Annotated in this window: 19 protein-coding genes; 5 read left to right on the top strand and 14 right to left on the bottom strand. The window is 70.2% G+C overall.

The annotated features are described in order from the left end of the window. Positions 1 to 50: 50 nt before the first annotated feature. The gene (locus tag SSMG_RS07665) at positions 51 to 1,499 is read left to right on the top strand and encodes an FtsW/RodA/SpoVE family cell cycle protein (RefSeq protein ID WP_009074383.1); all 1,449 of its coding nucleotides are present in this window, start codon (positions 51 to 53) and stop codon (positions 1,497 to 1,499) included. Here the strand turns inward: SSMG_RS07665 and SSMG_RS07660 are convergent. Next, positions 1,429 to 2,766, bottom strand: a complete 1,338-nt coding sequence (locus tag SSMG_RS07660; RefSeq protein WP_009074381.1) for an 8-oxoguanine deaminase — start codon at positions 2,764 to 2,766, stop codon at positions 1,429 to 1,431. The genes SSMG_RS07665 and SSMG_RS07660 overlap by 71 nt on opposite strands. Positions 2,767 to 2,835: 69 nt before the next feature. Continuing rightward, positions 2,836 to 4,716 (bottom strand): molecular chaperone HtpG, encoded by a 1,881-nt coding sequence (htpG, locus tag SSMG_RS07655; protein WP_037712914.1) that lies wholly within the window; start codon positions 4,714 to 4,716, stop codon positions 2,836 to 2,838. 161 nt (positions 4,717 to 4,877) lie between these two features. Here htpG and SSMG_RS07650 point away from each other — a divergent pair, with 161 nt between their 5' ends. Beyond that, complete coding sequence (locus SSMG_RS07650; protein WP_050788406.1) at positions 4,878 to 5,267, top strand: nuclear transport factor 2 family protein; 390 nt, start codon at positions 4,878 to 4,880, stop codon at positions 5,265 to 5,267. A gap of 53 nt (positions 5,268 to 5,320) precedes the next feature. Here SSMG_RS07650 and SSMG_RS07645 read toward each other — a convergent pair whose 3' ends face one another. Together SSMG_RS07645 and aceB are read right to left on the bottom strand one after the other, a co-directional pair. Next, entirely contained in the window at positions 5,321 to 6,517 is a 1,197-nt protein-coding gene (locus SSMG_RS07645) for an aldolase (RefSeq protein WP_009074374.1), read from the bottom strand. Next, positions 6,517 to 8,091: a malate synthase A gene (aceB, locus tag SSMG_RS07640; RefSeq protein WP_009074372.1), complete on the bottom strand. Its 1,575-nt coding sequence runs from the start codon at positions 8,089 to 8,091 to the stop codon at positions 6,517 to 6,519. The genes SSMG_RS07645 and aceB overlap by 1 nt, the downstream gene beginning before the upstream one ends. 108 nt (positions 8,092 to 8,199) lie before the next feature. Between aceB and SSMG_RS07635 the strand changes: the two genes are divergently transcribed. Then, positions 8,200 to 8,964: an IclR family transcriptional regulator gene (locus SSMG_RS07635; protein WP_037712911.1), complete on the top strand. Its 765-nt coding sequence runs from the start codon at positions 8,200 to 8,202 to the stop codon at positions 8,962 to 8,964. On the opposite strand, the gene SSMG_RS07630 is transcribed toward SSMG_RS07635, so the two are convergent. Both SSMG_RS07630 and ftsY read right to left on the bottom strand, forming a co-directional pair. After that, positions 8,957 to 9,439: a GNAT family N-acetyltransferase gene (locus tag SSMG_RS07630; RefSeq protein ID WP_009074368.1), complete on the bottom strand. Its 483-nt coding sequence runs from the start codon at positions 9,437 to 9,439 to the stop codon at positions 8,957 to 8,959. The two genes, SSMG_RS07635 and SSMG_RS07630, sit on opposite strands and share 8 nt — an antisense overlap. 4 nt (positions 9,440 to 9,443) lie before the next feature. Further along, on the bottom strand, positions 9,444 to 10,787 hold the full coding sequence (gene ftsY / locus SSMG_RS07625) for a signal recognition particle-docking protein FtsY (RefSeq protein ID WP_009074366.1): 1,344 nt from the start codon (positions 10,785 to 10,787) through the stop codon (positions 9,444 to 9,446). A 140-nt stretch (positions 10,788 to 10,927) separates the two neighbouring features. Between ftsY and SSMG_RS07620 the strand changes: the two genes are divergently transcribed. Beyond that, positions 10,928 to 12,142, top strand: a complete 1,215-nt coding sequence (locus SSMG_RS07620) for an anhydro-N-acetylmuramic acid kinase (RefSeq protein ID WP_009074364.1) — start codon at positions 10,928 to 10,930, stop codon at positions 12,140 to 12,142. Positions 12,143 to 12,151: 9 nt separating this feature from the next. Continuing rightward, positions 12,152 to 13,717 (top strand): sodium:solute symporter, encoded by a 1,566-nt coding sequence (locus tag SSMG_RS07615; RefSeq protein ID WP_009074362.1) that lies wholly within the window; start codon positions 12,152 to 12,154, stop codon positions 13,715 to 13,717. Positions 13,718 to 13,769: 52 nt separating this feature from the next. On the opposite strand, the gene SSMG_RS45275 is transcribed toward SSMG_RS07615, so the two are convergent. The 8 genes from SSMG_RS45275 to SSMG_RS07580 form a co-directional block, all read right to left on the bottom strand. Then, on the bottom strand, positions 13,770 to 14,294 hold the full coding sequence (locus SSMG_RS45275) for a hypothetical protein (protein WP_158688000.1): 525 nt from the start codon (positions 14,292 to 14,294) through the stop codon (positions 13,770 to 13,772). A 145-nt stretch (positions 14,295 to 14,439) separates the two neighbouring features. Next, positions 14,440 to 18,042, bottom strand: coding sequence for a chromosome segregation protein SMC (gene smc / locus SSMG_RS07605; protein ID WP_037716752.1), 3,603 nt, complete (start codon positions 18,040 to 18,042; stop codon positions 14,440 to 14,442). A 179-nt stretch (positions 18,043 to 18,221) separates the two neighbouring features. Then, positions 18,222 to 18,509 carry an acylphosphatase gene (locus tag SSMG_RS07600; RefSeq protein ID WP_037712908.1) on the bottom strand — a complete coding sequence of 96 codons (288 nt, stop codon included), beginning with the start codon at positions 18,507 to 18,509 and terminating at the stop codon, positions 18,222 to 18,224. 279 nt (positions 18,510 to 18,788) lie between these two features. Next, positions 18,789 to 19,070 carry a hypothetical protein gene (locus SSMG_RS46030; RefSeq protein WP_199785833.1) on the bottom strand — a complete coding sequence of 94 codons (282 nt, stop codon included), beginning with the start codon at positions 19,068 to 19,070 and terminating at the stop codon, positions 18,789 to 18,791. 18 nt (positions 19,071 to 19,088) lie between these two features. Continuing rightward, complete coding sequence (locus SSMG_RS46025) at positions 19,089 to 19,385, bottom strand: hypothetical protein (protein WP_009074354.1); 297 nt, start codon at positions 19,383 to 19,385, stop codon at positions 19,089 to 19,091. Between the two features lie 77 nt (positions 19,386 to 19,462). Then, positions 19,463 to 20,161, bottom strand: a complete 699-nt coding sequence (locus SSMG_RS07590; protein WP_009074352.1) for a response regulator — start codon at positions 20,159 to 20,161, stop codon at positions 19,463 to 19,465. Then, positions 20,158 to 22,716, bottom strand: a complete 2,559-nt coding sequence (locus SSMG_RS07585; RefSeq protein ID WP_078560726.1) for a sensor histidine kinase KdpD — start codon at positions 22,714 to 22,716, stop codon at positions 20,158 to 20,160. Before SSMG_RS07585 ends, SSMG_RS07590 begins: the two co-directional genes overlap by 4 nt. A gap of 5 nt (positions 22,717 to 22,721) precedes the next feature. Then, positions 22,722 to 23,333: a potassium-transporting ATPase subunit C gene (locus SSMG_RS07580; protein ID WP_009074348.1), complete on the bottom strand. Its 612-nt coding sequence runs from the start codon at positions 23,331 to 23,333 to the stop codon at positions 22,722 to 22,724. Between the last annotated feature and the right edge of the window lies 1 nt (position 23,334).

Here is a 23,334-nt window from a genome sequence, read left to right as displayed (position 1 = left end):
ATCGTGACTACCCTCGCGGCCGTTCACTGATTTCTACCGACGGGAAATCCATGCCTGCCGCGCGCGGTACGGAATTGCGGCTGCTCGCGCTCGCGGTCGCCATCGTCTGGTCGGCGTTCCTGCTCGTGGACGCGAACGCACTGGGGCGGATCGATTCCTCGATCACCGGCTACGGCGCGTCGTTCACCGCGGTGGCCGCGGCGGCGCACGTGGCGGTCCGCCGCTGGGCCAGGTACGCGGACCCGCTGATCCTGCCCTGCGCCGTGCTGCTGAACGGCCTGGGCCTGGTGGTGATCCACCGGATCGACCTCGGGCTCGCCGAACAGGCGGTGCAGCGCGGCAAGGCGTACTCGGCCGTCGCCGGGCAGCAGGTGCTGTGGACGGTGGTGGCGCTGGCGTTGTTCCTGGCCGTGCTCGGATTCGTGCGCGATCACCGGGTGCTGACCCGCTACGGCTATCTCGCCGGGCTGGCCGGGTTCGTCGCGGTGGTGCTGCCCGCGCTGCTTCCGGCGTCGCTGTCGGAGGCGGGCGGCGCGAAGGTGTGGATCAGGATCGGCCCGCTGTCCATCCAGCCGGGCGAGTTCGCGAAGCTGCTGCTGATCGTCTTCGCCGCGACGACGCTGGTGGCGAAACGGGAACTGTTCCGCGTGGCCGGGCGCACGGTGCTCGGCGTCGAACTGCCGCGGGCGCGCGACCTCGGGCCGATCATTCTCGCCGCGCTCGGCTGCGTGGCGGTGCTGGCGTTCGAGAAGGAACTCGGCGCGTCGCTGCTGTTCTTCGGGATCACGCTGGTGATGATCTACCTCGCGACCGAGCGGGTGATCTGGGTCTACGCCGGGCTGGCGGTGTTCGCCGGCGGCTGCGTGCTCGCGTACTTCCTGTTCAACCACGTGCGGCAGCGGGTCGCGAACTGGATCGACCCGCTCGCGACCTACGACCAGGCAGGCGGCGGGTACCAGGTCGCGCAGGGCCTGTTCGGCCTCGGCACCGGCGGCATGGGCGGAACCGGCCTCGGCGCGGGCAGGCCGGACATCGTGCCGGAGTCGAACACCGACTTCATCACCGCCAGCATCGGCGAGGAACTCGGTTTCCTCGGACTGGCCGCGGTGCTGATGCTGTACCTGCTGATCGCCCTGCGCGGAATGCGGCACGCGCTGGCCGTCCGGGACAGCTTCGGCAAACTCCTCGGCGGCGGGCTGGCGTTCACCGTGGTGATGCAGATTTTCGTGGTCGTGGGCGGGGTGACGAAGCTGATCCCGGAAACCGGCATCACCGCGCCGTTCCTGTCGAAGGGCGGTTCGTCGCTGCTCGCGAACTACATCCTGGTCGCCCTGCTGCTGCGGATCTCGGACGCGGCCCGCCAGCCGAGCGCGACGGACCCGGTGCAGGCGGTGCGAGCGCCGCTGGCCGAGGCGGGGACGGTGCTGGTCAACCGGCCCGCAACCGGGCGCTCGCCTTCGCCAGTTCGCCCGCGACCGACGACTCGTCCGCCTTCGTGAGCCGCCCCTGGTCCACGACCGTCTTCCCGCCGACGAACAGCTTCCGCAGCGGCGGCGGCGCGGCCAGGACCAACGCCGCGACCGGGTCCTCGATGCCCGCGTAGTTCAGCCCGTTCAGATCCCACACCGCCAGATCCGCGAGCTTGCCGACCTCCACCGAGCCCATCTCGCGCTCCCGGCCGAGACAGCGCGCGCCGCCCATTGTCCCGAGCCACAAGGCTTCCCGCGTGGTCAAGCCCTTCGGCCCGCCGCGTTGCCGGGCCTGCAGCAACGCCTGATGCAGTTCCTCAGCCAAGCCGCCGGATTCGCTCGAAGCCGCGCCGTCGACGCCCAGCCCGACCGGGGCGCCGGCGTCGAGCAGGTCCCGCACCGGGGCGATTCCGCTGCCCAGGCGGCCGTTCGACGTCGGGCAGTGCGCGGAACCCGTTGCCGTCGCGCCAAAACGACGGACCGCGTCCGGGGCGAGGTGCACGGTGTGCGCGAGCCAGACGTCCGACGCCAGCCAGCCCAGTTTGTCCGCGTACTCCGCGGGCGTGAGGCCGGTTTCGGCGAGGCATTGCTTTTCCTCGTCCTGCGTTTCGGCCAGGTGCGTGTGCAGCCGGACGCCCTTGCGCCGCGCCAGCTCGGCCGATTCCGCCATCAACCGCTCGGTGACGGTGAACGGCGAGCACGGGCCCGCCGCGATCCGCAGGTGCGCGTTCGGCGAGGCGTCGTGGTAGCGGTCGATCGCGGCTTCGGTGCCGAGGAGGGCGTCCTCGGCGGTCTCGACCAGGCTGTCCGGCGGGAGTCCGCCGTCCGATTCGCCGCGGTCCATCGAGCCGCGGACCAGGTGCAGCCGCAGCCCGATCCGCTCCCGCGCGGCGACGAGCGCGGCCACCTGGTCGCCGCCGTCGGCCGGGAAGACGTAGTGGTGATCGGCGACCGTGGTGCAGCCGCTGAGGGCGAGCCGCGCCATTCCGGCGGCACCCGCGGCGTGCGTGATCTCCGCGTCCAGCTTGGCCCACACCGGGTACAGCGCGACCAGCCATTCGAACAGCGTGTGGTCGGCGGCGAGTCCGCGGGTGGCCCACTGATAGAGATGGTGGTGCGTGTTCACGAGGCCGGGCGTGACGAGACAGCCAGCCGCGTCAACGCGTTCGTCCGCCTCGCCGGTGAAGGCCCCGTCGCCGACCGCCGCGATGCGGTCGTCCTCCAGCACGACGTGCCCGTTGCGGTACTCGGGACCGCTGACCGTCGCGATCGCGGCGTTCTCGACGACTGTCCTCATGCGACACTCACCTCCGGAAGGTCTCGGGAGTGGCTACCCCGAAGCCGGGGCCGCCACTCCCGGACCGCCTCACAACGCCTTGGCCGCGCGATCCGCCACCAGGTTCAGGAACCGGCTCGGGTCGCTCAGCTCGCCGCCCTCGGCGAGCAAGGCCATGCCGTGCAGCAGCTCCGCCGTCTCGGCCAGCGACGCGTCCTCCGGGTGCTCGGCGAACGCCTTGCGCAGACCGGTCACCAGCGCGTGCTCCGGGTTCAGCTCCAGCACCCGCTTCACCGGCGGCAGCTCCTGCCCCATCGCGCGGTACATCTTCTCCAGCGTCGGCGTCAGGTCGCCCGCGTCGCCGACGATGCAGGACGGCGACGTGGTCAGCCGCGACGAAAGCCGGACCTCCTTGACGGTGTCGGACAGGGTCGCCGACATCCACTTCAGCAGGTCCTCGTACTCGGCCTTCTTCTCGTCGGTCGTCTCGTCGCCGAGGTCGACCTCGCCCTTCGCGACCGACTGGAACGTCTTGCCGTCGAAGCCGCTCACCGCGTCGGCCCACATCTCGTCGACCGGGTCGGTGAGGATCAGCACCTCGTACCCCTTGGCGCGGAACGCTTCCAGGTGCGGCGAGTTCTCGATCGTGGTGCGCGAATCGCCGGTCAGGTAGTAGATGTGCTCCTGGCCCTCCTTCATCCGCGACACGTAGTCGCGCAGCGAGGTGGGCTTCTCGGCGTGGTGCGTCGAGGCGAACGACGAGATCTCCAGGATCTGCTCCCGGTTCTCCGGGTCGTCGAGCAGGCCCTCCTTGATCGCGCGGCCGAACTCGGCCCAGAACTTCGCGTACTTCTCGGCGTCCTCGGTCATCATCGTCTTGACCGTGGACAGGATCTTCTTCTCCAGCCGCCGCCGGATCGCGCGGATCTGGCGGTCCTGCTGCAGGATCTCGCGCGACACGTTCAGCGACAGGTCCTGCGCGTCGACGACGCCCTTCACGAAGCGCAGGTAGTTCGGCATCAGCGCTTCGCAGTCGTCCATGATGAACACGCGCTTGACGTACAGCTGCACGCCGCGCTTCGCGTCCCGCATGAACAGGTCCATCGGCGCGCGCGAGGGCAGGAACAGCAGCGCCTGGTACTCGAAGGTGCCCTCGGCCTGCATCCGGATCGTCTCGAGCGGGTCGGTCCAGTCGTGGCTGATGTGCTTGTAGAACTCGTGGTACTCCTCGTCGGAGACCTCGTCCTTCGACCGCGCCCAGAGCGCCTTCATCGAGTTGACGGTCTCGAGCCCCTCTTCGCCCTCACCGGTCTTGGCCATCTGCACCGGCCAGGTGATGAAGTCGGAGTAGCGCTTGACGATCTCGCGCACCTTCCACGGCGACGTGTAGTCGTAGAGGTGGTCCTCGTCGTCGGCGGGCTTGAGGTGCAGCGTGACCGAGGTGCCCTGCGGCGCCTCGGAAAGCGACTCGATCGTGTAGGTGCCCTCGCCGGTGGATTCCCAGCGGACGCCCTCGTCGGCGCCCGCGCGGCGGGTCACGAGCGTGACCTTGTCCGCAACCATGAAACTGGAGTAGAAGCCAACGCCGAACTGCCCGATCAGGTCCTGGCCCGCGGACTCCTTCGACTCCTTCAGCTTGCGCAGGAAGTCGGCGGTGCCGGATTTCGCGATGGTGCCGATCAGGTTGACGACGTCGTCCCGGCTCATCCCGATGCCGTTGTCGCGCACGGTGAGGGTGCGCGCGTCGGAGTCGAGGAGGATCTCGATGTGCAGGTTGTCCGTGTCCGCCCGCAGATCCTTGTCGCGGTACGTCTCCAGCTTCAGCTTGTCCAGCGCGTCGGAGGCGTTGGAGACCAGCTCGCGCAGGAAGATGTCCTTGTTCGAGTAGATCGAGTGGATCATCAGCTGCAGCAGCTGGCGCGCCTCGGACTGGAACTCCAGCGTTTCGACCGTCCCGGTTTCCTCAGCCATGGCTTTCGTGTTTCCTTTCGCCCCTGAAAGACCGGCGTGAAGTCTACCGAGGGGGTACGGCAAAACGTGCGGAGACCGCGAAGTCCGATTGCCGCCAGCGACCCCGGCCCGCGGCGGCCACGCTGGGGCCCGTGACTGATCCCGCAGCCGTGCTCGACGGCATGTATCGAGCCGAAGCCGAGTATTTCGCCGCCGGCGGCCCCGGTTCGGCTTCTTTTGCCCCGCTGGCCCCGTATTTCGCCGAGGATGTCGTACTTCACCAGGCCGACGGACTGCCGTTCGGCGGCGACTGGCACGGCCACGCCGGGCTGGAGAAGTTCTTCCTCGAGATGAGCCGGATCTGGGAGCTGTTCGAGATCGGCGAGCAGGAGTACCTCGCCGTCGGCCCGACGTCGGTGGTGCTCACCCAGGTCCGCGCCCGCACGCGGACGACCGGGCGCGAGCTGGAGTTCCCGATCCTGCAGGCGATCCGGATCGAGGACGGGCGGATCGCCGAGGTGCGGCCGTTCTACTGGGACACCGCGGCGATCGCGGAGGCCTACGGCAGCTGAAGACTCGTGAGCGGCTAAGCCGGTTCTAACCGGCCTAGCCACTCACGAGCAGTTCAGGCTTGCCGCCGCGCGTACGCGTCCAGCCGAGCCACCTCGAACGGCAGCTCCGACTCCGCCAGCGCACCGCACTGGTACCCGCCCAGCAGGTACCGCGCGAGCGCTTCCGCCGTGGCCGGTTCGTCCAGCACTCCCCCGGCCGTCTTCGACGCGTAGTCCTGCAACCGCTTGGCCGCCGCCGGGGCACCCTCGCGGTAGAAGGCGTACGTCGCCGCATACCGGGTCGGCAGCTGGTGCGGATGCAGGTCCCAGCCCTGGTAGAAGCCGTTCTCCAGCGACCGCCGCACCAGACGCAGGTGTTCTGCCCACGCGCCCGGCAGGTCGTCGCCCACCGGGAGCCGGTTGGTCGAACCGTCGGACAGCCGCACGCCCGTTCCGGCAGCCGCGACCTGCATCAGCTGCTTCGCGAAGTCGGCGGCGGGGTGCGCCATGCTTTGGTACGCCGCGCTGATTCCGAGACCCGCGCTGTAGTCGTACGTCCCGTAGTGCAGCCCGGAGCACCGGCCGTCCGCGGCCTGGATGATCCGCGCCACCGAGACCGTGCCGTCGGTCGAGAGGATCGACTGCGCGGTCTCGATCTGCACCTCGAACCGCAACGCGCGGTCGGGGAGTCCGTACGCGGTTTCCAGTCGCCCCAACACTTCTGCGGCGACTTCGACCTGCTCGACCGCGGTGACCTTCGGCAGCGTCACCACGAATCCGTCCGGCAGCGAGCCTTCGGACAGCAGGCCGGACAGGAACAGGTCGAGCGTCCGGATGCCGCGGCGCCGGGTCGCGGCTTCGAAGCTCTTGAACCGGATGCCGGCGAACGGGGTGCCGCCGGTGGTCGCGAGGGTGCGCCCGGCAGCCTCCGCCGCCGCGTCCTCCGCTTCGTCGCCGGGACGGCCGTAACCGTCCTCGAAGTCGATGCGGAGGTCCTCGATCGGCTCGGTGAGGAGCTTCTCGCGGACCCGCTCGGCCACCGCCGGGTCGAGGTTCAGCAGGTCGCCGTGTTCGACGAAGACCCGCATCGCCTGTTTGCCCCAGTCGGCGACCAAGCGCGTGCGGTACTGCGAGGCCGGCACGTAAACCGTGTGCACCGGACGACGGCCCGGAGACTCGCCGGGGTACTTCGCCGCCACGCGCGCGTCGGCCTCGGCCAACCGCGCGTCGGCGGCGCTGTAGACGTCCTCGGCGAGCCGTCCGCCGCCCATTACTGGATGTGCTCGTACGCCGGCAGGGTCAGGAAGTCCGGGAACTCGTCGGCCAGCGCGACCTGCTCGAACAACTCGACCGCGGGCTTCAGCAGATCGTCGGCGATCTCCGCGGCCAGCTCGCCCCGGACGTCGGCGACGACGCCGCGCACCAGCTCCGCGGTGACCTTCTCGCCGTTGTCCAGCTGCGTGCCGTTCTTGACCCACTGCCACACCTGCGACCGCGAGATCTCGGCCGTGGCGGCGTCTTCCATCAGGTTGTGGATCGCCGCCGCGCCGTTGCCGCCCAGCCACGAGGCCAGGTAGCGGATGCCGACGTCGACCGCCGCGCGCAGCCCGGCCGCGGTGGCGCTGCCCGGCGTCGAGGCGACGTCCAGCAGCTGGTCGGCGGTCACCTGCACGTCGTCGCGGGTGCGGTCGAGCTGGTTCGGCTTGTCGCCGAGGACCTTGTCGAACTCTTCCTTGCAGAGTGCGACCATGCCCGGGTGCGCGACCCACGAACCGTCGAAGCCGTCCCCGGCCTCCCGCGACTTGTCGGCGTGCACCTTCTCGAAGGCGCCCTGGTTGACCTCCGGGTCCTTGCTCGGGATGAACGCGGCCATGCCGCCGATCGCGAACGCGCCGCGCTTGTGGCAGGTGCGCACGAGCAGCTCGGTGTAGGCGCGCATGAACGGCGCGGTCATCGTGACCGAGTTGCGGTCCGGCAGCACGAACTTCTCGCCCGCGTCGCGGAAGTACTTGATGACGCTGAACAGGTAGTCCCAGCGGCCCGCGTTGAGGCCGGAGGCGTGCTCGCGCAGTTCGTAGAGGATCTCTTCCATCTCGAACGCGGCCGGGATGGTCTCGATCAGCACGGTCGCGCGGACGGTGCCGTGCGGGATGCCGAGCGCCTTCTCCGCGTGCGTGAACACGTCGTTCCACAACCGCGCTTCGAGGTGGCTTTCCATCTTCGGCAGGTAGAAGTACGGGCCCTTGCCGCGGTTGAGCAGTTCCTGGGCGTTGTGGAAGAAGTACAGGCCGAAGTCGACCAGCGCGCCGACGCCCTTGCGGCCGCCGAAGGTCAGGTTCCGCTCGTCGAGGTGCCAGCCGCGCGGGCGGACCACGATGGTGGCGTGCTCGACGTCGGGCTTCAGCTCGTAGTGCTTGCCGTTCTGGTCCAGCGTGATGGTGCCGCGGATCGCGTCGGACAGGTTAACCTGGCCGCCCACGACGTTCGCCCAGTGCGGCGTGTTCGCGTCCTCGAAGTCCGCGAGCCACACCTTGGCTCCGGAGTTGAGGGCGTTGATGGTCATCTTGCGGTCGGTCGGGCCGGTGATCTCGACGCGGCGGTCGCGCAGCGCCTCCGGAGCGCCGGCGACCTGCCAGTCGCCCTCGCGGATCTCCTTCGTCTCCGGGAGGAAATCGAGCCGGCCGGTAGTGCGGGCCTCCTCGCGCCGCTTCCCGCGCGCGACGAGGAGTTCGTCGCGCCGCGCGGCGTACTCGTCGTGCAAGCCCGCTACGAAAGCGAGGGCTTCCGGCGTCAGAATCTCGTCCCCACGCTCGACGGACCCGCCGAGAACCTGGACCTCAGACATGCGCAACACCCCGAGTAGTGCTTTGGATAACGTCCCTACGGTTTTTACCTGACGGACTATAGTTTCTGCATAGCGGAACATCAATCGGGTCTGTGAGGAGGACCACTGGTGGCGGCTGAGAAGAGCGGACGAGACGGCGGCGTCCAGTCCCTGCAGCGCGCGTTCGAGCTGCTGGAGCACCTGGCGGACACCGGCGGCGAGGCCAGCCTGTCGGAGCTGGCGACCCTGTCCGGGCTGCCGATGCCGACGATCCACCGGCTGATCCGCACGCTGGTGTCGCTGGGCTACGTCCGGCAGAACACCAACCGGCACTACGCGCTCGGCGCCCGGCTGATCCGGCTCGGCGAGAACGCCAGCATGCAGTTCGGCGCGTGGGCGCGGCCGTTGCTGGTGGAGCTGGTCGAGGAGGTCGGCGAGACGGCGAACCTGGCGGTGCTGGAACGCGACGAGGTGGTGTACGTCGCACAGGTGCCGTCGAAGCACTCGATGCGCATGTTCACCGAGGTCGGGCGGCGCTTGCTGCCGCACGGCACCGGCGTGGGCAAGGCGATGCTGGCGGAACTGCCCGCCGACGAGGTCGCGGCGCTGCTGGAGCGCACCGGGATGCCCGCGTACACCGAGCACACCTTCACCGATCCCGACGCGCTGGCGGTAGAGCTGAAGAAGATCGCCGGACAGGGTTACGCGCTGGACGAGGCCGAGCAGGAACTCGGGGTGCGCTGCATCGCCGTCGCGATCCCCGGCGCGCCGGTCCCCGCCGCGGTGTCGGTGTCCGGCCCGTCCGGCCGCCTGACCGCGGACGCGGTGAGCCACATCGCGCCGGTGGTGCAGAAGGTGGCGGACCGGCTTTCGCAGCAGCTGCCGGTTACCTGAGTTCGCCCTTGAGGAGGTCCATCAGCAGCCCGTCGTGCCAGGTCCCGTCGAGGCCCTGCTCGTAGTCGCGAAGGACGCCGACGCGCCGGAAGCCGAGCTTCTCGTACACGTGGATCGCGCGGTGGTTGGCCGCCGCCGGGTCGATGGTGATCCGGTGGTGCCCCTGGTCGAACAGCCGCTGGGCGAGGATCCGGATCGCCTCGGAGCCGAGCCCGAGACCGTAGTGGTCCGGATGCACCGCGAGGTCGATTCCGGCGTGCCGGTAGCGGCGTTCGAGTTCTTCCCAGCTCTGGATCACGCCGACGGTCTGGCCTTCGTACCCGATGGCGTACGCCGTGTGGTCCCCCTGAGCGAAAAGCCCGTCGGTCTCCTCGTCGGGATCGCCCCACCACTGCGCTACTTCCGGCGCGGACAGGATCTCGTGCACTCGCGACCGATCTGCTTCGGTCAGCGTGCGAAGGGTGACGCGGTTCACTTCATCAGCCCAGCAAAGCGTCCACGAACGCCCCCGGCTCGAACGGAGCCAGGTCGTCCGGCCCCTCGCCCAGCCCCACGAGCTTCACCGGCACCCCCAGTTCCTTCTGGACCTGGAACACGATCCCGCCCTTGGCCGTGCCGTCCAGTTTGGTCAGGACGATGCCCGTCACGTCGATGACCTCGGCGAACACCCGCGCCTGCGCCAACCCGTTCTGGCCGGTCGTGGCGTCCAGCACCAGCAGCACCTCGTCCACTCGCGCCTGCTTTTCCACGACTCGCTTCACCTTGCCGAGTTCGTCCATCAGGCCGGTCTTCGTGTGCAGGCGGCCCGCGGTGTCGACCAGGACCGTGTCCACGCCCTCGCTGATTCCCTGCTTAACCGCGTCGAACGCGACCGCCGCCGGGTCCGCGCCTTCCTTGCCTCGGATCACCGACGCGCCTACCCGCTCGCCCCACGTCTGGAGCTGGTCGGCGGCAGCCGCGCGGAACGTGTCGGCCGCGCCGAGGACGACGGTGCCGCCCTGCGCCACCAGGACTCGGGCGAGTTTGCCGGTCGTCGTGGTCTTGCCGGTGCCGTTCACGCCCGCGACCAGCACGACCGCGGGCTCCTTCTTGCCGTCCACCTCGTGCGGGAGGGCCCGGACCGCGCGCTCGGCGTCCGTGGACAGCGCGGCGGTCAGCACCTCGTGCAGCAACTCGCGGGCTTCCGCCGACGTGCGCACCGCGCGGCGGTTCAGTTCGTCGCGCAGCCGGTCCACGATCTGGGTCGTCGTGGCGGCGCCGAGGTCCGCCATGAGCAGCGTGTCTTCGACGTCCTGCCAGGAGTCCTCGTCCAGGTCGCCGCCGCCGAGGAGGCCCAGCAGGCTCTGGCCGAACACCGAGCGGGACTTCGACAGGCGGCCGCGCAGGCGCTCGAGCCGGCCCGACGGGGACTCGATTTCCTCGATGGGCTCGACCGTTCCCGGGACGACCGCCTCGGGAGCCTCTTCCTCGACCGGCTCGGGGAGTTTGACGTCGCGCACCGTGCGCTGGTCGGAGTCGCGCGGGACCGCGGCGTCGTCGCCGACCGCGGGCTGGCCGTCGACTTCCGGCCGGTCTTCGACCGGATGCTCGACCACCGGCTCCGGCGAAGGCTCGGGAACCGGCGGCGCCTCAGCGGTCTTCCCACCGGGAGCCAGCGAGATCCCGCCGCTCGCGGCGTACCCGCCGCCCTTCGGCTTCTCCTCGACCTCGCGCTGTTCGGCGATGCTGATCCGCCGCTTGCGCGCGATGAGCAGCCCGGACACCAGCAAGGCGACCAGGACGACGACGGCGACGACAACGATCCAGAACCAGGTGCTCGACACGCCACCATCCTGTCATCCGCGTGCACAAGCCACCGGACACCCCACCGCGAAGCCAACGAGTAACGCGAACGGTTCCGATTCGGCCAAGACTCCACGAAGCGTCTTGCGCCACCCCTTCGGTGTTGACTAGACCACATCGGATGACCACCCCCGCCGGCCACTGTTTCCGCGTCCTCGGGCTGCTTTCGGGCACGTCCGCGGACGGGATCGACGTCGCGGTCGCCGAAATCCGCGCCGAGAACGAGACCGTCGTCCTCACCCCGCTCGGCGAACTCGACGTGCCTTATCCCGCCGACCTCCGCGCGGATCTTCTCGACGCCCTCCCGCCGCGGCCGAGCAGCGCGCGCCAGCTGACCGTCCTCGACACCCGGGTCGGCCAGGCGTTCGCGGACGCGGCCGCGCGCGGGATCGCCGCGTACGGGCCGGTGGACGTGATCGCCTCGCTCGGCCAGACCGTCTACCACTGGGTGGAGAACGGCGTCGCGCTCGGCACGCTCCAGCTCGGCCAGCCGGCGTGGATCGCCGAGCGCACCGGAGTGCCGGTGATCGCCGACCTCCGCATCCGCGACATCACCGCGGGCGGCCAGGGTGCACCGCTGGCCAGCACTCTCGACGCGATGTGGCTGCGAGGCCTTGCCGAGGAGACCGGACGTCCGGTGGCCGCGCTCAACCTCGGCGGCATCGCGAACATCACCGTCGTCACGCAGTCCGACAAGGTGCTCGCCTACGACACCGGCCCGGCCAACGCGTTGCTCGACCTCGCCGCCGCGCACGTCAGCGACGGCAAGCTGTCCGCCGACGTAGACGGACACCTCGCGCTCGCCGGTTCGGTCCGGAAAGACCTGCTCGACCGGCTGCTGGCCGACCCCTATTTCGCCGCTCCTCCCCCGAAATCCACTGGCAAAGAGCACTTCCACGGCGGATACCTGAACGCAGCCCTGTCCGGACTGCCGCCGTTGTCCCCGGAGGACCTGCTGGCCACGCTCACCGAACTGACCGCCGCGACGGTCGCCGCGGAATGCCGGCGGCACGGCGTCGCGACCGTTGTCGCGTCCGGCGGCGGGGTCGCGAACCCGGCGACTATGGCCGCGCTCGCCCGGCTTCTGCCCGGCGGCGCGCTCCGCACCAGCGACGACCTCGGCCTCCCCGGCTCCGGAAAAGAGGCCTATCTGACCGCGCTGCTCGGCTGGCTGAGCTGGTGCGGTGTCCCGGCGACGCTGCCGTCGGCCACCGGAGCGAGCGGTCCCCGCCTGCTCGGCGCGCTGACGCCGGGCGCGGCGCCCCTGAATCTCCCCGCCCCGCTGGGGGGCGCCGCGACCCGGCTCCGGGTCGCGGAATCCGGGCAACCACGGTAGGAGAACCCCATGAATCCAGTCGATCTGGTGATCGTCATCGTGTATCTCGCGGCGATGCCGGTCATCGGCGTGCTGGTCGGACGCAGACAGAAGTCCGCGAACGACTACTTCGTCGGCGAGCGCAGCATGCCGTGGTGGGCGGTCACGCTCTCGGTGGTGGCCACCGAGACGTCCACGCTCACCGTGATCTCCACGCCCGGGCTCGTGTTCGGCAGCGCCTTCCTGTTCCTGGAAGTCGCGTTCGGCTACATCATCGGCCGCGTGATCGCCGCGTTCGTGCTGCTGCCGCGCTATTTCCGCGGCAATTACGTGAGCGCGTACGAATTCCTCGGCCGCCGCTTCGGCCGCGGGCTGCAGGGCACCGCGTCGGTCACCTTCGTGGTGACGCGGCTGCTCGCCGAAGGGCTGCGGCTGTTCGCCGGGGCGATCCCGATCAAGGCGATCCTCGGCCACTACGGCATCCACACCGAGTACTGGCACATCGTCGTCCTGCTGACCGCGCTCACCGTGGTCTACGCGTTCGTCGGCGGCATCAAGTCGGTGATCTGGGTGGACGTCATCCAGTGGTCGCTCTACATCCTCGGCGCGATCGGCGCGGTGATCTTCCTGTCCACGAAGCTGCCGTCCGGCTGGACGCAGCTCGCTTCGAGCCAGGGCCGGTTCCAGTTCACCGATTTCGCGTCGAACCTGCTCACCAACCCGTACGCGTTCCTCTGCGCGGTGGTCGGCGGCGCGTTCCTGTCGATGGCTTCGCACGGCGCGGACCAGCTGATCGTCGGCCGCCTGCTGTCGTGCCGGAACCTGCGGGACGGGCAGCGCGCGCTGATCGGCTCGGCCTTCGTGGTGTTCGTCCAGTTCGCACTGTTCCTGCTCGTCGGCGCGATGCTGTGGGTCTACACCGGCGGCAAGACCGGCGCGACGGCCACCGCGGTCGCGGCCGGGAAGATGTCCGGCGACGACGTGTTCTCCAATTTCATCGTCAACGACCTGCCGGTCGGCCTCGCCGGGCTCTTGATCGCCGGCATCCTCGCGTCGACCATGGGCGCGCTCGCCTCCGCGCTCAACGCGCTGTCCACGTCCACCATCGCCGACCTCTACCAGCGGTTCACGCACAAATCGATCGAGGACGCCAAGCTGCTCCGGCACGGTCGCATGTGGACACTCATCTGGGCGGCGGTGTTCGCGGTGTTCGCGTCGATGTTCACCAACTCGAAGGACCCGGTGATCCAGCAGGGCCTCGGGATCGTCGGCTACACCTACGGCGCGCTGCTCGGCTCGTTCTTCCTCGGCCTGCTGGTGCGCAAGGCCCGGCAGTCCGACGCGGTGATCGCGTTCGCCTGCTCGGTCGTCGGGATGGCGTTCCTGATCCTGTTCGTGAAATTCGACAAGGCGACCACCGCGGTGCACATCCACTTCGGCGCGGCGACCAAGACGCTGGTGCCGCTGGCGACGTATTGGTACACCTTCGCGGGCGTGCTGATCACGCTGATCGTGGGCGGGCTGCTGTCCCTGCGGCGGCGCGGCGTGGACCCGAATGTCGAGCAGGTCGAGGAGCCGGCGGAAACCCCGGCGTAGAAAGCTGGTGCGTGGTTGTGCCGGGACTCACCGGCACAACCACGCACCGGGCTCAAACGGCCTTGCCGTGGAACGAAAGCCCCTTGCTGCCGCAGAAAAACTGCTTGCTGCCGCCGTTTCCGCCGTCGTATCCGCAGTTCCAGCCGTCGACGTCGAGGAAACGCCCGGTGCCCTCCGCTTTGGTCGGGGCCTGGGCCAGGTAATCGGACATCACGTTAATCGCTTCGGTGCAGCCGACGGTGCCCGCGGGCATCGCTTCGGTCACCACGTCGACCTGGCCGCCGGGGCCGTCGACCGGACCGCAGTCGGCGCCCTTGCCGAGTTCTCCCTTGCCCGGCAACCGGTCTCCGCTGGGCTGCTCCTTGGCCGGAGTCGAGTGTGTCTTGGGCGGGGCGGGCTTGCTCGCGTGGGTGGTCGGCGCGGAAGAACTCGGCGCGGCCGCCGACGACGCGGTCGGCGCGGTCGAGAGCGCACTTTGCATCGCCGCGACCTGCCCGCTCTGCGAGCCGCTGCCGCACGCGGCGACCGTCACCGCGGCGCCGAGGATCGAACCGGAAATCAGGGTGCGGGGCACCATGGTGCGCATTGTCGAATCCCCTCCAGGAGGTGGTGCTTGCGAACACCCCTGAAGACGCGTCGGCGCCACGGCAGTTGGCCGATCGAACGACAGTCCGGGCAGGCCTGCCCGTTCGGGCACGATCGCCGGAACGGGCGCAACCCGCCTAGGACGCCGGGACGGGTTCCTCTTCCGCGGTGCGCAGCCGCTGCGAGATCACCTTGGTGATGCCGTCGCCCTGCATGCTCACGCCGTACAGCGCGTCGGCGATCTCCATCGTCGGCTTCTGGTGCGTGATGATGATCAGCTGCGACGAATCGCGCAGCTGCTCCAGCAGGCCGATCAGCCGGCGCATGTTGGTGTCGTCCAGCGCCGCCTCGACCTCGTCCATCACGTAGAAGGGCGAGGGGCGGGCGCGGAAGATCGCCACCAGCATGCCGACCGCCACCAGCGACTTCTCGCCGCCGGACAGCAGCGACAGCCGCTTGACCTTCTTGCCCGGCGGGCGCGCCTCGACGTCCACGCCGGTGGCGAGCAGGTCGTTCGGCTCGGTGAGGACCATCCGGCCCTCGCCGCCGGGGAACAGCACGCCGAAGACGGTCTCGAACTCGCGCGCCACGTCCGCGTAGGCCGAGGTGAAGACCTCCAGGATCTTCTCGTCGACCTGCTTGATGACGGCCTCGAGGTCCTTGCGCGTGTCCTTGAGGTCTTCCAGCTGGGTGGAGAGGAACTTGTACCGCTCCTCCAGCGCCGCGAACTCCTCCAGCGCCAGCGGGTTCACCTTGCCGAGCAGGGTCAGGTCCTTCTCCGCGCGCTTGGCGCGGCGGGCCTGGGTGTCGCGGTCGTACGGCATCGGCGGCGGCGGGGTGACGTCCTCGCCGCGTTCCTTGGCCGCCTCGTACTCGGCCATCTCGCCCGCGCTCGGCGGCACCGGCACGTTCGGGCCGTACTCCTCGACCAGGTCCGCCAGGCCGATGCCGAAGTCCTCGGCGATCTTGGCCTCCAGCGTTTCCAGCCGCAGCTTCTGCTCGGCGCGCAGCACCTCGTCGCGGTGCACGGCGTCGGTCAGCTTCTCCAGTTCGCCGGACAGCTCGCGCACCTTCGCGCGCACCGCGGTCAGCGCGGTTTCCCGGCTTTGGCGCTGCGCCTGGGCTTCGTCGCGCTCGGCGGCCGCGCGCTGCACGGACACCTCGATCCGCTCCAGCGCGAACTCACCGGCGTTGACGACCGCGTTCGCGATTTCCGCGCCGCGCTCGCGCGCCTCCCGGGCCTTGGCCGCACGCTCGCGCGCCTGCTGCTCGGCATAAGCCGCGCGGCGCAACGATTCCGCGCGTCCGGCGATGCTGCGCGCGCGTTCCTCGGCGGTGCGCTGCGCGAGCCGCGCTTCGACTTCTTCCTGCCGTACCACGGCAAGCTGCTCGGCGGCCTCGTCGCGCTCGGCGGTGTCCGGGTCGTCCTCGACCGGCTGCTCGGCGACCGCGGCGAGCCGTTCTTCCAGCTCCGCCAACTGTTCCAGCGCCTGCTCGCGGCTCTGCTCGACCTTCGCGCGCTGCTGAGTCAGCCGTTCGACCTCGGCCTGCGCGGACCGGGCCGCCTGCTGCAACCGGTTGAGCCGCTCGGAAGAACGGGCCTTGCGCACCTTGGCTTCGCCGAGCGCGTCCTTCGCCTGGCTGACCTCTTCGCGCCGGGACTGCTGTTCGGCGCGGGCGCCTTCCAGCTCGGCGGAGTACCGCTCCAGCGCGCGTTCGGCCGTGCGCAAGCGTTCCTGCGCCTCGTCGACCGCCGCCTGGACCTCGATCACGCTCTCGCGGGCGGCGGAACCGCCGGCGATCCAGTCGGCCCCGAAGACATCGCCCTCGGCGGTGACCGCACGGACCTCCGGGTGCTGCGCCACGAGCTGACGCGCGGCGTCCAGGTCCGGCACCAGCGCGAGCCGGTCCAGCGCCTTCTCGACCGCGGGCCGCAGCTGCTCCGGCGCGCTGACGACCTCGCGGGCCCAGCGCGCGCCCTCCGGCAGCGTCGGCCACGAGCTGGTGTCCACAGTGGACCCGGCACCGACCGGCACGATCCCGGCACGGCCGGAATCGGTGTCCTTCAAGTACTTCAGGGCCGACAGCGCGTTCTCGCCGCCGGACACCGCGACCGCGTCCGCCACCGGCCCGAGCGCGGCGGCCAGCGCGACCTCGTGCCCCGGCTGCACGGTGAGCAGCGCGGCGACCGAGCCGAGCAGGCCCGGCAATTCCGCGGACGCACCGAGCAGCGCGCCCGCGCCGTCCTTGCGCTTGAGCCCCATCGACAGCGCTTCGACGCGAGCCTTCTCCGACGCGATCTCCCGCTCGGCCCCGCGTTCGGCCTTCACCAGCTCTTCGACGCGGGCCTTGGCGGCGTTGTTCGCCTCCACCGCGCGGTCGTGGCGCTGCTGCAGGTCGGCGTCGTCGGATTCTTCCGTGCCGCCGGCGGCTTTCGCTTCTTCCAGCTCCTCGACCGCGATTTCCGCGCGCTCGGCCGCTTCCTGCAGGCCGACGGTGAGCCGGTCGACTTCTTCCGCGGTCGCACCGTTCTTGCTGCGCAACGCTTCGACCTGGCCGGTCAGCTTCGCCATGCCCTCGCGGCGGTCGGCGATCGCCCGGACCGCGGCCCAGTGCGCGCGCTCCGCGGCCTGCACCCGCTGTTCGAGATCTTCCCGGCGCAGCACGGTTTCCGCGAGAAGTTCGCGGGCCTCCATGACCGCCTCGGTCAGCTCCTGCTCGCGCTCCGCGGCCTGCTCGGCCTCGGCGAGCAGCTCCTCCGGGTCACGTCCGCCGGTCGGCGCGGAGACGTCGGAAGAAAGGTGCCGCTGCCGTTCGACCGCCAGCCGCACGGTGCCGCGCAGCCGTTCGGTGAGCGCGGACAGCTTGTACCAAGTCTCCTGCGCGGTCTGCAGCCGCGGCGCGTCCTCGGCGAGCGAAGCCTCCAGTTCGGCCTCTTCGGCGGCCACGATTTCCAGCGCCTGCTCGACCTCGGCGCGGCGCTGGCGGGCGGTGCGCTCGTCGGCCTCGTCGCGGGCGATGGACTCGCGCTGGGTGACCAGGTCGTCGGCGAGCAGCCGGAGCCGGGCGTCGCGCAGGTCGGACTGCACCGACTGGGCCTTGCGGGCGATCTCGGCCTGTTTGCCCAGCGGTTTGAGCTGACGGCGCAGCTCGGTGGTGAGGTCGGTGAGCCGGTCGAGGTTGCCCTGCATGTTGTTGAGCTTGCGCAGGGTCTGCTCTTTGCGCTTGCGGTGCTTGAGGACGCCCGCGGCCTCCTCGATGAACGCGCGCCGCTCCTCGGGTTTCGACTCGAGGATCGCCGACAGCTGGCCCTGCCCGACGATGACGTGCATCTCGCGGCCGATGCCGGAGTCCGACAGCAGTTCCTGGACGTCCATCAGCCGGCAGCGGTCGCCGTTGATCTCGTATTCGCTCGCGCCGTCGCGGAACATCCGGCGGGTGATGGAGACCTCGGCGTACTCGATCGGCAGCGCGCCGTCGGCGTTGTCGATGGTGAGCGTGACCTCGGCGCGGCCGAGCGGGGCGCGGCCCGCGGTGCCGGCGAAGATGACGTCCTCCATCTTGCCGCCGCGCAGGTCCTTCGCGCCCTGGGTGCCCATGACCCAGCGCAGCGCGTCGAGGACGTTCGACTTCCCGGAGCCGTTCGGGCCGACCACGCAGGTGATGCCGGGTTCGAAGCGCAGCGTGGTCGCCGAGGCGAAGGACTTGAAGCCCTTGAGCGTCAGGCTTTTCAGGTGCACGTGCTGCCGACCCCTCTTGGCCACGGGTACTGGATGGCTACCGGTTCCCCCGGTTCGGGACAGGCTACCCGGGGGTTCCGGCGCGCCGTGGGAGGCCGGGCCGCCCGGGCGCGCCTAGCACAGGATCGGCCGCCCCGGCAACCCCAGGCACCCCGTCAGCCGCATCCGTCCCAGCGGCCTCAGCGTTCGGCGAACCCGTCCAGCCCGCCCTTGGCGGCGGTCCAGCGTTCAACTACCCGTTCCACTCTTCCGGGTGAGGTTCCGGAGCGCAGCGCGGCCAGCAGTAGCGCACAGTTGTCCCGGTCACCCTCCGCGACCACTTCGACACGGCCGTCCGGGAGGTTCCTGGCGAATCCGGTCAGCCCGAGTTCGAGCGCGCGGCTCCGGGTCCACCAGCGAAAACCGACTCCCTGCACCTGCCCGTGCACCCAGGCGGCCAGCCGGACGGGCTTTTCCTGCTCGTTCACCGGTCCCATCCTGCCGCACGCGCCCGGCTGCGGACGGTGACGGCCCCCGTCCCTCGGTCGCGCGATCGGGTCCTGAGCAGTGATAACCTCCCGCCTGGCATCCGGGGCCGGAGCCCCGCTCCCCCGTGCCGCCCCTCGACTCGAGCGTTGACCCTTCTAAGGAGCCTGCATGTCCCGTCCCGACGGGCCTGAACCAAGCTCGGCGTCGCCGGAGATCGCGGTGAGCGCCGCCCCCACCGCTCCGCCGAAGGGCGCGAGCGGGAGGCTCAGCCGCTCCGGCTACGCGATCCTGGGCGTCAGCGGCCTCGTGGTCGCGACGGCCTTCGCCGCGGTCGCCGAACTGGCCGGCCCCGGCTCGGTCACCGACACCGCGACCAGCACCAGCGGCGGCGGAATCGGCGGCCAGCCGGTCGGCTCGCAGGTCGTCGTCCCGGGCAACGCCGTCCCCGGCGGTCCGATGACCGTCCCCGGCTCGCCGACCCCCGGCCAGACCGTCCCGCCGACCCCGACGACCGTGGTGGCCGTCGGACCGGACGGGAAGCCGACGACGAGCGTGATCACGCCTCCGCCGAACGCCGGTCAGCCCGGCGGGCAACCGGGAGGGCAGCCCGGCGGCGGACAGCCCGCACCGCCCCCCGGCGGGAATCCGGGCAGTTCGCCGAGCACGCCGCGCAGCGACACGCCGCCCCCGAAGACGGTCACCCCGACGCCCCCGGACACGACGACCACTTCGCCGGGCAGCTCGAGCGCGACTCCTCCGGCTTCGGACAGCTCGGCGCCGAAACCCCCGCCGGGCAGCAGCTCGACCGGCGGCCAGCCGTCGTCGTCCTCGTCGCCGAGCGCGTCCACTTCGGACAGCAACCCGACGAGTCCCACCAGCCACTGAAGTCCGTGAAGGGCTCCTTGAGGGAATCTGATTCCTTCAAGGAGCCCTTCACGGCTTTGCGGCCAGGTCAGGCTTCGAAGCGGTACCCCATGCCGGGTTCGGTAAGCAGATGCCGCGGCCGCGACGGTTCCGGCTCCAGCTTCCGCCGCAGCTGCGCCAAATACACGCGCAGATAATGGGATTCCGTCTCGTACGACGGCCCCCACACCTCGTGCAGCAGCTGCTTCTGCGCCACCAGCCGGCCCCGGTTGCGGACCAGCAGTTCCAGCACTCCCCATTCGGTCTTCGTCAGGTGCACCTCGCGGCCCTCGCGCAGCACCTTCTTCGCCGCCAGGTCGATCGTGAACGAACCGGTGTCCACCACAGCTTCCGCGCCGTCCGTGCCCGCCACCGACGAACGGCGGACCGCGGCGCGCAAGCGGGCCAGCAGCTCGTCCATGCCGAACGGTTTGGTGACGTAATCGTCCGCACCCGCGTCGAGTGCTTGGACCTTGTCCGCCGAATCGCCGCGCGCGGACAGCACGATGATCGGCACCGTCGTCCAGCCGCGCAGTCCCGCGATCACCTCGGTGCCGTCCAGGTCGGGCAGGCCGAGGTCGAGCACCACCACGTCCGGTTTCGTTTCGGCGACCGCTTTCAGCGCGGCGGTGCCGTCGTGGGCGGTGATCACCTTGTACCCGCGCGCGTTGAGGTTGATCCGCAGCGCCCGCACGATCTGCGGTTCGTCGTCGACGACCAGCACCGTCGCCGTTTGGTCGGCAGTCATCGCGCCGCGCCCTCCTCCGCCGATTCTGCTTCCACCAGTTCCCGTCCGGTACAGGCCGGGAGCGAGATCACCACGGTCAACCCTCCGCCGGGAGTGTCCTCCGCGCGAACCGTACCGCCCATCGCCTCGGTGAACCCCTTCGCGACCGACAAGCCGAGCCCGACGCCCGGCGTCGAGTCCCGGTCCCCGCCCAGCCGCTGGAACGGCGCGAACGCGGACTCCGCGGCGCCCTTCCGCAAGCCCTTGCCGTGGTCGACGATCCGCAGTTCCACGAACTCCGAATGCGCGCTCGCCCGTGCCGAGACGTCGCCGCCGCCGTGCCGGAGAGCGTTGTCCAGCACGTTCGCGATCACCCGTTCCAACAGGCCGGGATCCGCCTGCACCGAAGGCAACCGCGCGTCGACCGACACCTGCACGTGCTGCGAGTTGTCCACAGTGGACAGCGCGTGCGCGACCACCTCGTCGTAGCCGACCGGCCGCAGATGCGGGGTGACCGCACCGGTCGCCAGCCGGGACGAGTCGAGGAGGTTGTCGATCAGCCCGGCGAGCCGGTCCGCGGAAAGCTCCACGGCTTCCATCAGTTCCTCGGTGTCCTCATCGGACAGCGACAGGTCCGGCGCGCGCAGGCTGCCGATCGCCGCCTTGATGGACGTGAGCGGCGTCCGCAGATCGTGGCCGACCGCGGAAAGCAGTGTCGTGCGCAGCTCGGTCGCCTCGGCCTTGCGCTCGGCAGCCGCCGCGGCCGCGGCCATCCGCTGTTGCCGCAAGGCGAGCAACGCTTGTCCCGCAACGGCTTCCAGCACCCGACGGTCTGCCGCGGGCAACGCACGACCGCGCAACGTCAGGTGCACGTCAGCGGTCACCGCAATGTCCACATCGGCCTCATCCGGATCCGCGCACGGCTCGCCACCGGACAGCGCGACCTTGTCCCATTTCCCATTGCGTTTCTCCAGCAGCGTCACGGAAGTGAGGCCGAAGTTCTCTCGCACCTTCTCCAGCAACCGCTCGATCGGGTTCGGATTGGTCAGCACCGTGCGCGCATAAGACGCCAGCAGCGACGCTTCCGTCCGAGCCCGCGCCGCCGCCACACCGCGCCGAGCGGCGGAAGCGACCACCAGCGCCACCATCACCGCCACCACGATCATCGCGATCAGCGTCACGACGTTCTGCGGACTGTGCACATCCAGCGTGTACAGCGGTGGCGTGAAGAAGAAATTCAACAGCCCAGCACCGAAAATCGACGCCACCAGAGCCGGGCCGAGCCCGCCCACCAAAGCGACGATGACCGTCGACAGCACGAAGAGGATCACGTCGGTGGAGAACTCGACCGCGTCGCGCAGCAGCACGCCGAGACCGGTCGCGACGACCGGCAGCAGGATGCTCAGCACCCAGCCCATCACGAGCCGCGACGGCGCCAGCGGGCTCGTGCCCAGCCGCGCCCGCAGCCGTCCGCCGGCGTAGGAGTGCGTGACCATGTGCACGTCGATCGGCCCGGACTGCTGCACCACGGTCGCGCCGATCCCCTGGTCGAAAAGCCGCGCGATCCGGGAACGCCGCGAGGTGCCGACCACCAGTTGCGTCGCGTTGACCCCGCGCGCGAAGTCGAGCAACGCGGTCGGCACGTCGTCGCCGACCACCGCGTGGAAGGTCGCGCCGACCTCCTCGGCCAGAGTGCGGCAGCGGGCCATCGCGGTCGGCCCGAGCCCGGCGAGACCGTCGCCGCGCAGGATGTGCACGACCTGCAGTTCCGCGCCCGCCCGGTTGGCGATCCGGCTGGCGCGCCGGATCAGCGTCTCGCTTTCCGGACCGCCGGTGATCGACACGACCACTCGTTCGCGGGTTTCCCACGTGTCGGTGATCTTCTGCTCGGCGCGGTAACGCTGCAGCGCGACATCGACCTGGTCGGCTACCCACAGCAGCGCCAGCTCGCGCAACGCCGTGAGGTTCCCGGGCCGGAAGTAGTTGCCCAGCGCGGCGTCGATGCGCTCGGCCGGGTAGACGTTGCCGTGCGCGAGCCGCCGCCGCAGCGCCTCCGGCGTGATGTCCACGAGCTCCAGCTGCTCCGCCCGGCGCACGACCTCGTCTGGCACGGTCTCCTGCTGGGTGACGCCGGTGATCCGCTCGACCACGTCGTTGAGGCTCTGCAGGTGCTGGACATTGACCGTGGACAGCACGTCGATGCCCGCTTCGAGCAGCTCGTCGATGTCCTGCCAGCGTTTCTCGTGCCGTCCGCCGGGCACGTTCGTGTGCGCCAGCTCGTCCACGACGACGACCTCGGGCGCGCGGGCGAGCACCGCGTCGAGGTCCATTTCGGCGAACTCGTGCCCGCGATGGCTGATGGTGCGCCGCGGCACGACCTCCAGCCCGTCGAGCAGATCGGCGGTTTTCTTGCGGCCGTGCGTCTCGACCAGGCCGACGACCACGTCGGTGCCGCGGTCGAGGCGGCGGCGCGCTTCGCCGAGCATGGCGAAGGTCTTGCCGACCCCCGGAGCCGCGCCGAGATAGATCCGCAGTTCTCCTCGGCGCGGCTTCGGGGGTGTGTCAGAGGTGCTCACAGTGTTCAGTGTGCTCCAGGAGCGGCCGAATGCACGGCAAGGTTGAGCAGGAGCACGTTCACGCCCGGCACCCCGATCCCGTTGCCGGTGGTGTTGTCCGCGACCAGCTGCCGCACCTTCTCCTCGCTCAGCCCGGTGTTGCGGGCCACGCGAAGCACCTGCAGGTCGGCGTAGGCGACGCTGATCGCCGGGTCGAGCCCCGAGCCCGAAGCGGTCACCGCGTCCGCGGGCACCTCCGCCGGGGTGACGCCCTCGCGCCGCGCGATCAGGGCCCGCCGCTGCGCGATGGCCTTGGTCAGATCCTCGTTGTACGGGCCCTTGTTGGACGGCCCCGACGTCGACGGGTCGCCCGGCCCGAGCACGTCCTTCGAGCCGGCGGAGGGCCGGTTGTGGAACCACGGGTCGCGCGTGGCGTCGGCGGGCACCGGGTCGATCCCGATCAGCGACGAGCCGACACCCTCGCCCTTCTGCGTCACCACCGAGCCCTCGGCGTTCCCCTGGAGTCCGGGAATGCGGGACACCGCCCACACGCCCAGCGGGTAGAGGATGCCGAGCAGCACGGTCATCGCGATGAGCAGGCGCAGGCCCGCCCAGGTCTGCTTGAGCAGGACGTTCATG

The sequence above is a fragment of the Streptomyces sp. AA4 genome, from assembly GCF_000158875.1.
GTDB lineage: Bacteria > Actinomycetota > Actinomycetes > Mycobacteriales > Pseudonocardiaceae > Amycolatopsis.
The sequence above is the reverse complement of the archived record's forward strand: the minus strand, read 5'-3'. Positions and strand labels throughout refer to the sequence as shown.